Annotated in this window: 7 protein-coding genes; 5 read left to right on the top strand and 2 right to left on the bottom strand. The window is 44.5% G+C overall.

Annotation, left to right across the window (positions count from 1 at the left end; genetic code table 11):
• Positions 1-63: 63 nt before the first annotated feature.
• Both V144x_RS10800 and V144x_RS10795 read right to left on the bottom strand, forming a co-directional pair.
• A complete protein-coding gene (locus V144x_RS10800; protein ID WP_232102786.1) occupies positions 64-1,338 on the bottom strand; it encodes a hypothetical protein in 1,275 nt (424 codons plus the stop codon).
• Positions 1,339-1,604: 266 nt separating this feature from the next.
• Positions 1,605-4,520: a c-type cytochrome gene (locus V144x_RS10795; protein WP_144985175.1), complete on the bottom strand. Its 2,916-nt coding sequence runs from the start codon at positions 4,518-4,520 to the stop codon at positions 1,605-1,607.
• 350 nt (positions 4,521-4,870) lie between these two features.
• Between V144x_RS10795 and V144x_RS10790 the strand changes: the two genes are divergently transcribed.
• The 5 genes from V144x_RS10790 (at position 4,871) to V144x_RS10770 (ending at position 10,583) form a co-directional block, all read left to right on the top strand.
• A complete protein-coding gene (locus V144x_RS10790) occupies positions 4,871-6,007 on the top strand; it encodes a sugar-binding protein (protein ID WP_232102785.1) in 1,137 nt (378 codons plus the stop codon).
• Positions 6,000-7,532, top strand: coding sequence for a sugar ABC transporter ATP-binding protein (locus tag V144x_RS10785; RefSeq protein ID WP_144985173.1), 1,533 nt, complete (start codon positions 6,000-6,002; stop codon positions 7,530-7,532). Before V144x_RS10790 ends, V144x_RS10785 begins: the two co-directional genes overlap by 8 nt.
• Before the next feature lie 46 nt (positions 7,533-7,578).
• Positions 7,579-8,571 carry an ABC transporter permease gene (locus V144x_RS10780; protein ID WP_197992944.1) on the top strand — a complete coding sequence of 331 codons (993 nt, stop codon included), beginning with the start codon at positions 7,579-7,581 and terminating at the stop codon, positions 8,569-8,571.
• Positions 8,572-8,601: 30 nt separating this feature from the next.
• On the top strand, positions 8,602-8,856 hold the full coding sequence (locus V144x_RS10775) for a zinc ribbon domain-containing protein (RefSeq protein ID WP_144985171.1): 255 nt from the start codon (positions 8,602-8,604) through the stop codon (positions 8,854-8,856).
• 62 nt (positions 8,857-8,918) lie between these two features.
• The gene (locus V144x_RS10770) at positions 8,919-10,583 is read left to right on the top strand and encodes a formylmethanofuran dehydrogenase subunit A (protein WP_144985170.1); all 1,665 of its coding nucleotides are present in this window, start codon (positions 8,919-8,921) and stop codon (positions 10,581-10,583) included.
• The last annotated feature ends 22 nt before the right edge of the window (positions 10,584-10,605 follow it).

The raw sequence follows: 10,605 nt of genomic DNA, 5'->3' as shown, positions 1-10,605 counted from the left end.
ACTCGTAAATATTCTGTGTGAATCAAAGTAAAATAGCTAAGAAAAGAGCAGATTGATATTACCCTATTCTACTGAAGAGCGGGCATCATAAGAGGTCAATTCGGGCACGGGTGCGTGTGGATAGTCGACTGGTTGATACTGGATTGACAATTCGGGAGTCATCATTTTTTTGCTGTTCATAACTCGTGAAGTAAGTGCTCGATCAAGAATTCCACCGGTTAAAAGTGTTCGCTCAACAGGATAGCTCGGACGTCCTGTATGGATCATCCCTTCAATTGCTTTCAATAGATAAGCAAAATGTGGATGAGAGGGTTCCGGTCGCTCTTCAAATTGCGTGGCAATGGGCCGCTTTTGCCCCTTGAGCTTCAGCGCCACCGACGTTCGACTCACCGACTGCAACATAAACTGGACTCCTAAAAATCCATCATTGTATTTGAATAGAAATAGGGCAACATCTGGGTCTTCACGAACATTCACATTGCCTCTTTTCGGTACTGCCGCGAGTGCTGCATTGAATACATCCTTGGAAACAATGCCATTATCGAGGGCATTCCACACCTGATCACCCTGCAAACATTGCACCCATTTAACACCTTTTTCAGCACCACGACGTCGCTCGACCAGACATTGATAACATTCGAGTGCATGAATACCATAGATGTCGAGACCAGAGTACCCGATCCCTACCGCTGCCTCGATTTCAGATCCCATCGGGACTTTGAATTCAGGCTTTCGATACGTCAGAGGTAGAGACGATCCAGCCATAAAAGGAACATTCATCTTCTGTGCACGATTGTAAATCCATTTTGCATCTGACCAAACTGGCCCAAGGTGCTTGTCATTAAACACAGGAACAACGCGACCGTACTTTTTAAAAGTATCAGTTATCTCTTTAAAAAAACGACGGCGAGGATAGAGCTGCTGCTCTTTTTCATTGAAGGGGTAGTCGCCATGCTCTCCAATACTGATCACACCATCGACGGGTATACGATCACTACCAACAGTGACGGCGTTTTCGATCGAGTCGAATATCGGCACATTGTATTTGGTAGCCATCTTGCGAGACATGTCCTTATCGGTAAACTGGTCGACGTATAGCGATACCAGTTTTAGTGCCGGGCCAGCTCCGCCATCCTGTTTCCAGCCCTCCAGAATTTTTCCAATCAGAACATCGGCGTGAGTCCCCTGTTCATAGATCGAGACGATGGCAGCAACCGATTTCGTTTTGACCGGCTTTGCTGAATTGGCAATCGCCTGATGAACAACCGAACCACAGGCGATTGCTGCTGTATTAGCAAGCCAGTCTCGGCGAGTAATAAGATTGGAAGTTTTCAGCATAGTATTGTGATTTCAATTCGTCTTAAGCCAATATTTCTGGGACGAGTTTTCCATATATGACTGTCAGTCAATGAAGACGTCCCTGGTAAGCAAACGTGAGATGCTCTTGATCCATGCAGAATAACTGAAGAATCGTTGTCTATAGATCATACACATGGATTAGATTTTCGACGGCGATAAATACGAATTCACCACTGGCACCCCAGATTAATCCCAGCAATCAATACAAAAGTATTCAATGAGGTAGAATCTTCTACATCAAGAAGCTATTTCTTTTTTTGAAACAGTTCATGATCGGTTTTGCCACCTGATCGCAGATACGCCAATAAGTCCAATGCTTCTTCTTTAGTCAATGTATCGATGAGTCCTGTTGGCATCATCGAAGATTTGGAAGGTAGCATTTCATCAATGGTATCACGGTTTACTACGGTCAAATTACTGGGGTTCGTCATATCGGTGAGTACCATCAAGTTCTTGCCACTCAAGTTAATCACGCGCCCATTGACAACACGTCCATCATCCAGAATAAACATGGTCGATGCATATTGATCTGAAATAACTTTAGAAGGTTCAATGATCGACTCCAATAAATTCTGAGCATTAAAACGCCCCCCTGCTCCAGTAAGATCAGGGCCGATAGTTCCTCCTTCTCCCGCGAAGCGATGACATTTGAAACAGGACGTCGCGGCAAACATTTCTCGTCCGCGCTCAAAATTGCGCTGAATCTTATCATTATTGGCAGCGTCTAATAACTCGCTTACAGTCCACTTTTTGACAAATGGACGCGGGGGTCCTTTCACAACAGGTGCTGATTTTTCCAGATTCACTTCCAGAATCGGCTTGAGCATTTCTTTCTCCTGGTCACTTAGCGTTTTGATTGCTTCTGCTCGAATATTGACCAGGAACTTATTAAACGACATCCCTCCTTTGTGGGCCGTCGATTTTACATACCAATTAAAATATTTCTTTCGCAAGTTATCATTCCAACCAGCAGCAAGGTTGCTGAGCACTTTGGCATAATGAATCTGTTCTTCTTGTGTCAATGCTTTGTTTTGAAGTTCCAAAGTTCGCTCGATGACCTTGGGGGCATTTAAATAAACCAAAACCCGGCTCAACTCTCGATTCATAAATGAGTTCTGAGCTGGATAAGCTTTATTAATTTGAGCGAGAACGTTTTTACGTTCTGATTCCGTTGGTTCACCCAAGCGAACAAATACTAATTGGTAAAGACGTAATAAATCCATTTTCTGGTTTGCAGTGAGTGCGTTCCAGTCTAAGCTTTTCAATCGATTCAGTAACGGCGTTTTGAAGCTTGGCTTTCCATTCCGAGCTAAAGCAATACCTGCTGTAATCAACTTCGCAGGGTCTTTTTCCAGAAGTACACAATTTTGCCATTGCTCAACTGGCTGATGCTCCAGGGCAATTCGTGCTGCATAGCGAATGTGTCGGTCTTGATGCCCTAAATAAGGCCATACGGAATAGACAATGTTTTCTCCCTGCTGGCCATGGAATTCTTCCAGATCACGTCGCAATTCTCGCAAACCTGCCAGAGCATCTGGTGTAGGCTCAACAGGAGCTGTCGACTCGTTTCCGGTATAAGTAATACGGTACAGACCAGATTGAGTCCTTCTACCACCGATCGTGAAATAAAACGCACCATCGACCGGATTGACAACTAAATCTGTAACAGGCAATGGTGTGGCTGAGGCAAATTTTTCATATGTCGCAACATAAGAGGCCCCTTGTGGTTTCATATGTACCGCGTAAATAATGCCGTAACTCCAGTCAGAAATAAACAAGGCATCTTGATACTTTGCCGGAAATTTTGCACCTGTTCCAAACACGATACCGGTAGGTGAACCCTGGCCGATATTCACAACAGCAGGTAGACTATCGGGATAGTAATCAGGCCATTTACCAGTTCCGGAGCGCCAACCAAATTCACTACCGCTGGTTGCATGATTGACACGTGTGGGACGATACCAGGGAGACCCGACATCCCATTCCATATCAGCATCGTAAGTAAATAGTTCTCCTTCTGGATTGAAGGCGATATCATACTCATTCCTAAACCCAATGCTGACAACTTCAAATTCTTTTCCATCAGGGTCGGTACGACATATCCAACCACCAGGAGCCAGTTTGCCGGCAGCATGACCACGGGCGTCCCATAATCGTGGTAAAAGCAGATCTTCATCCCAATTGCGTGGGACTAAGGATTTTTCAGGTTTGGGTAAATCGGTATGATTTCCCGCAGCGATATAAAGTGACTTCTTATCGGGCGAAAGAATGATGGCATGCGGTCCATGTTCCCCTGCTCCTTTGATTTCTCTCAAGAATTTCACTTCGTCAAACTGATCATCACCATTCGTATCCTTCAAACGATACAAGCCAGAAGGACGCTCTTTCCCTCCATTCACCACTGCGTACAAACTATCAAACGCATATAACAAACCATGCGCCATTCCCATATCGACGGGTAGTTTTTCTACCTGAGTGTCGTTCGTGTTGGATCCGATTTTTGCAGGTGTAATTCGATAGAGAGCACCATATTGATCTGAGGCAATCAATCGCCCCTTGGGATCAATGGTCATACTGACCCAGGACCCCTGCTCATCAGTTGGTACGGAATACAAGAGTTCCACTTTGAAGTCTTTCAATAGTTTAATCTGATCAACGGGAGTCGCTGAAGCAGAACGCGGGGCTTCCGAGTTCTCCAAAGAAATGGATTCTATTTCGATCAAACCTTTACGGCTGGCGGGATCAATGCGTAAACCCGTCAGATCAGAATCCGCCTTAAAGACTAATACCAGATCTTGCCACTTTTTCGGTGCCATCCGAGTATCGAATTTTTGAGAACGCTTGTCAGAAAATGAGTTATTTTTTTGCGTTTTCCAGTAAATTTCTCCTCTCAGTCGCTGAGGAGAACGAAGTCGAATTCTGATTTTCTTCCAGCCGCCGGATGCCTTTAAATCACGACCAAAATGAGGATCTTTACCGGTACTCTTTACCTGCAGAGAATTCTCTTTCAGAGAGAGACTGCAATCGCGATAGGCTGTCCAACCATGATCCTTGTCAGTAAAAGTCCATGTTTGGGATTGATGAGAAGCATCCGCCAATAAGGGGTGTGAGATCAATACTGCACTAACAATCACAGACAAAGTTTTGAAAGCTTGAATCACGTTGTTGCCCCTGCTCTGATGTCAAATGAATAATGTAATACTAAATAGGAAGGAATTTACGGTATCTGTCCAATCAAACTGAAAAAACGAAGAGCCTTTTCACTCCAATCCGTAAAATTAGGAAAATGATAAGTGATATTAAGCCAGCTCACAGAAATTATCTGTTTTCCATGATAACAGGTGCATGACCCATTGAAAACTGGACGGTATTCATTTTTATTTTTTTGATTTTCAGCAACTAAGGTCGATATTTCTACGAAATCATTGCATCATATAAGTGAAGAAATCCTTTTTTTTTCTAATACATAAACTAATCTTCCGCACAACACACAAACAAGGAGCCTCGCTTGATGAGCTGTCGCGAATTGATTCGGAATTGCATCTTTTTCACAACAATATTAAGTATTTCGATTGCTATAGTCGGCTGCAATCAGGGAAAGGAAGATGGAAAGAAGACTGTTTCTTTCGTGACAAACGGGATTGCTTCGTTTTGGGTGATTGCTCAAAAGGGAGCAGAAAAAGCGGGAGAAGACCTTGATGTCAATGTGGAAGTAAGGATGCCCCCCCAAGGAGTAGCAGACCAGAAAAGAATGGTACAGGAACTCCTGGCTCAAGGCATCGACGGAATTGCCATCAGTCCCATTGATCCTGACAACCAAAGTGAACTTTTACAGGAAGTTGCTGATAACTCAATTCTGATCACTCAGGATTCGGATGCTCCCAACAGCCCACGTCTATGTTATGTTGGAATGGATAATTACAAGGCCGGACGCATGTGTGGAGAACTGGTTAAGGAAGCGTTGCCCGAAGGAGGTGAGGTTATGCTTTTCGTCGGACGTTTAGGTCAAGCAAACGCACGTCATCGTCGACAGGGAGTGATCGATGAATTGATGGATCGTTCCTACGATAACACGCGGTATGACGAACCGGACAAAGTCGTCAAAAATGACAAATATACAATATTGGACACGCGACTGGATGACTTTGATTTTCCTCAGGCCAAAGCGAATGCTCAAGATGCTATCGCCAAGTATCCTAACTTGAAGTGCATGGTCGGACTGTTTGCCTACAACCCACCACTGTGCCTGGAAGCAATTAAAGATGCTGGAAAACTGAATCAGATTAAAGTGGTTTCGTTCGACGAAGATGAAATCAGTCTACAGGGGATTGTTGATGGAACGGTAGTCGGAACGGTTGTTCAAAATCCTTACCGTTATGGTTATGAATCAGTCCGCATTCTGAATGCACTTGCGAATGGTGATCAATCGGTCATTCCAGAAAGTAAAGCGATTCTCATTCCTGCCCGAACGATCAGAAAAGACAATGTAAAAGAGTTCTGGGCTGAGTTAAAATCAATCTTAGGCGATTCAAATCAAACTGGAGAAAAGCTACCCGAAACGACCAAGACTGAATCCAGCACCGAGAAAAATACTGAGAAAAATAACGAATCGACAGAAAAGCAGAAAGAAACCAAGGCGGATGAGTAATAGTAGTCCCGCCTCACCGGCAGCTTTGTTGGAAGTACGTAACATCGCAAAGCAATTCCCCGGTGTTAAAGCACTGAATCAAGTTAGCCTGACTTTAAATCATGGTGAAGTGCTGGCAGTCATTGGTGAGAACGGTGCTGGCAAAAGTACCTTGATGAAAATCCTGGCGGGAGTGCAAACGCCTGACTCTGGTTCTCTCATCATAGATGGGAAAACCGTTTCGATTTCGACTGTGGAAGAAGCACTCGATTTCGGAATCGCACTCATCCATCAGGAATTAAACCTTTCAGAAAATCTGGATATCGCAGCCAATATTTTTCTAGGTCGCGAACCAAACTCCTGGGGAATCATCAATCGAACACAAACTTATATCGAGTCAGAAAAGTTGCTGAAACGAGTTGGCTTGAACCTCGCTCCCCAAACGCTTGTAGGGCTTCTCACAGTCGGACAGCAACAAATGGTCGAAATCGCCAAAGCGCTTTCAATCAATGCACGCATCCTGATTATGGATGAACCCACATCCTCTCTGTCGCTTCATGAGTCGGAAGCCCTGTTTGCTGTCATTCGCGAATTGAAGTCGCAAGGGGTCAGCATTATTTATATTTCACACCGATTGGGTGAAGTGAATGAACTTGCGGATCGCGTGGTTGTTCTGAGAGACGGTGAAAATGCCGGTGATCTGGACCGTGCTTCGATCTCACATGATCAAATGGTACAAATGATGGTGGGTCGCAATGTCTCACAGTTTTTCCCTCATAGTTCTCGTCAGACCGGTGAGGTCATACTTGAAGTAAAAAATATCCGGACACCTGTAAATCCCACCCATAAAATCAACTTTTCACTCAAAAAAAATGAGATTGTGGGAATTTCGGGTCTGGTCGGAGCTGGCCGAACTGAATTAATGCAGGTCCTGTTTGGAATAGACGCCCCCCGAGCGGGAGCCATTTTTGTCAATGGACAGGAAGTAAAGATCCATTCTCCCAAAGATGCCATTCGAGCCGGTATGGCACTGGTTCCCGAAGATCGAAAACTGCAGGGATTAATTCTGGAAATGGCAGTGCGAGAGAATATGAGTCTGGCAAGTGTCTCTCGAGATCAGAAAACTCTTGGAATCATTAATCTTGCTCAGGAACGTAATCTCACGGAAGAAATGATTTCCGCGATGAAGATCAAGACACCGAATGATCGACAAATCATTCAGTTCTTATCCGGGGGAAACCAGCAAAAAGTCGTGTTAGGAAAATGGCTGGCAATGAGTCCTGCTGTGTTGCTGTTGGATGAACCAACCCGCGGTGTCGATGTGGGAGCCAAAGAAGAAATCTATCATCTGATGGTCGAGCTGGCGTCAAAAGGAATGGCCATCTTGTTTGTGAGCAGTGACCTGGAAGAGATTCTTGGTATTTCTGATCGTGTGCTGGTAATGCATGAAGGACAACTAACGGGAGAACTCTCTCGCAAAAAAATGAGTGAAGAGTCGATTATGCAACTTGCCACCGGCCAAATCAGGGAACCCGTCAAAACTTGATCTTGTTTTATTATCAAATACAAAACTTATCTTAAGAATTTGAATCATGAAGAAAGTATTGGGCATTCTAATCTTATTGATTGTTGTGTGTATTATCACTGCAATTTCTAATGAGAATTTTTTCTCTGCTTACAATATGCAAAACGTGATTCGATTAACGTCTTTATTCGGAATCATCAGTATCGGTGTAGCTTTTGTGATCATTTCAGGAGGCATTGATCTTTCTATTGGATCAGTTATCTGTCTGGTAGGAAGTTTATTACCCTTTGTTCTCGTGGAAAAAGGGTTTTCCATCACATCAGCGTTATTGTTAGTAAGTACCGTTTCGATTGCCATTGGTTTATTTCATGGTTTACTGATTACAAAACTAAAGCTTCAACCATTTGTTGTGACTCTCTGTGGGCTTCTCATTTACAGAGGGATTGCCAGAGGCATCACACAAGATGAAACGCAAGGATTTGGCACAGCTTATGCCGGATTACGATACCTGGCTATCGGGAAGATTGATCTTCCGTTCATTGAAGGATTCAAACTTCCCGTGCCTTTTCTGATTATGCTCGGCCTGGCACTGATTGCTGCGTTCTTTTTGAACAAAACGATTTTTGGCCGCTATCTGAAAGCAATTGGTAATAACGAAGTCGCCGCTCGCTATTCGGGGATTAAAACGGATCGTGTGGTCATTATGGCTTATGTTATCTGTTCTTTTCTGGCGGGAGTGGGTGGGGTCTTATTTGCCCTCGATATCAACTCGGTACAACCTGAGGGAATCGGTAATTTTTATGAATTATACGCCATTGCAGCAGCCGTTTTAGGAGGCTGTAGTATTCGGGGAGGGGAAGGATCGATTTTAGGCGTCATCATTGGTGCCGCATTAATGCGAGTTCTCCGTAATTCCATTACGATGTTAGGGATTCCCTCCCAATTGGAATTTGCTATCATTGGAGTCGTGATATTAATCGGAGTGATCACCGATGAGCTTGTGAAGAACTACGCTCAAAAACGCAGAGCGCTCCAGCAAGCCAAACAGACCTCCGGATAGTTTCTTTCAGTAGTTAGTGGAAAACCAGATATGATTACTTACGAATATTTTTGCGAAACCAACGGCAAAACGATTGAAGTCAGTCACAAAATGCAAGAATCCATCAAAACTTGGGGAGAGCTTTGCCAAAAAGCTGAGATCGCTTTAGAAGACACTTCCGCATCGGCCCCCGTCGAACGATTAATTTCGGGAGGGCTCTTATTTAAAGGTGAAAGTTCCAGCAAAAAGTCGGAACTCCCCATTGCTGACCCTGGTTGCGGGCGCTCAAACTGCTGTCGCCACTGAATCAAGTCTTGTCCTGATCACTTAGCGACTCATTCACACTTCTATTGTTTTAAAGGTCTATTGTGTCTGTTTTCTGTATCAAAAATGGAACGATCTATGATCCCGCAAACGACGTCAATGGGGAAGTGCGCGACCTGTGGATCCAAGATGGAAAGATCATTTCGAGACCAAAAGATGCAAATTCTTATTCGGGAAAAACTCTGGACGCCACCGGTTATGTAGTAATGCCCGGTGGTATTGACATGCACTGCCATATCGCCGGTCCCAAAGTGAATGCGGGCCGCAAAATGACGCCCGAAATGAAACGCAAGGCACCGCCCATCTACCGAAGCGAACATACGCGTTCTGGAACGGGTGGGGTTGTTCCCAGTACGTTTGCCACAGGATATCTGTTCGCGAGTATCGGCTATACGACGGCCATGGATGCAGCAATTCCCGGCCTCCACGCACGGCACGCTCATGAAGAGCTGCAGGACACACCGATTCTCGACAAAGGTTTTTACTTATTGTTCGGGAACAACCATTTCGTAATGAAACATTTGCGAAACCAGGATCAAAATGCACTCGACGCCTATTGTGCCTGGCTCCTGGAATCAGCAAAAGGTTATACAATCAAAATTGTGAATCCCGGAGGAGTTGAAGACTGGAAGCAGATCAGCCGTAAGTCGATTAAGGAACTGGATTCAAAAGTACATAATTTTGGAGTGACGCCACGACAAATTGTACGTGGGCTGGCTGGAACCGCAGACCGCTTGAAGCTACCGCACTCTGTACATATTCACTGTAATAATCTGGGAATTCCCGGAAACTGGGAAACCACTTTAAAGACAATGGAATCTCTGGAAGGGCATCGGGGGCATCTCGCACATGTTCAATTTCATTCGTATGATGGCGACCCTAATGATCCCACGAGTTTTTCGTCCGCTACACAAAAACTTGTAGACTATGTCCATTCTCATGAAAACATTACGGTCGACGTTGGACACATCAATCCTGGCACAACACTTTCGATGACTGGTGATACCCCATTCAGTCAGTTTCTGCATAATATTAACAAGAATAAATGGTATACTGCAGATTGTGAACTGGAAAGCAGTTGCGGAGTCATCCCAATTGAGTATCGACCTCAGAGAAGTTTGATTCATGCCGTGCAATGGGCCATTGCTTTAGAATGGTATCTGCTGATGGAAGATCCCTGGCGCGTGATTATGACCAGTGATCATCCCAATGGTGGCGCCTTTTATCATTATCCAGAAATTATTTATTTGCTGATGGATAAAAATTTTCGTCAGGAATTTCTCTCTAAGATGCCTGAAGAAATTCGCAAGCGAAGTGTCCTTGCAGATCTTCAGCGAGAATACTCGTTATATGAAATCGCTATTATTACCCGTGCGGCTCCAGCTCGCGTGTTGGGAATGAAAGACAAGGGACACCTCGGCGTGGGGGCACACGCTGATATTACCATCTATGCACCACAACAAAATCGTCAGGAAATGTTTGAACGTCCTCGCTGGGTCTTCAAGGATGGCCTACCCGTTGTCGAAGATGGAGAAATCCAGGCGCATGAATTTGGCAGAACCTATTATGCCGCCCCTGAATTCGATCGAGAATTTTTGCCACATATCGAAGATTGGTTTAACGATAACTATACCATTCGCTTTGGCAACTATCACATCGAAAAACATGATATTCCTCAAGCAGAGGAAGTTACTTGTAAACTGCCTTAACTGACTCGAGTATAGAAAGGAA

Source organism: Gimesia aquarii (assembly GCF_007748195.1).
Taxonomy (GTDB): domain Bacteria; phylum Planctomycetota; class Planctomycetia; order Planctomycetales; family Planctomycetaceae; genus Gimesia; species Gimesia aquarii.
The sequence above is the reverse complement of the archived record's forward strand: the minus strand, read 5'-3'. Positions and strand labels throughout refer to the sequence as shown.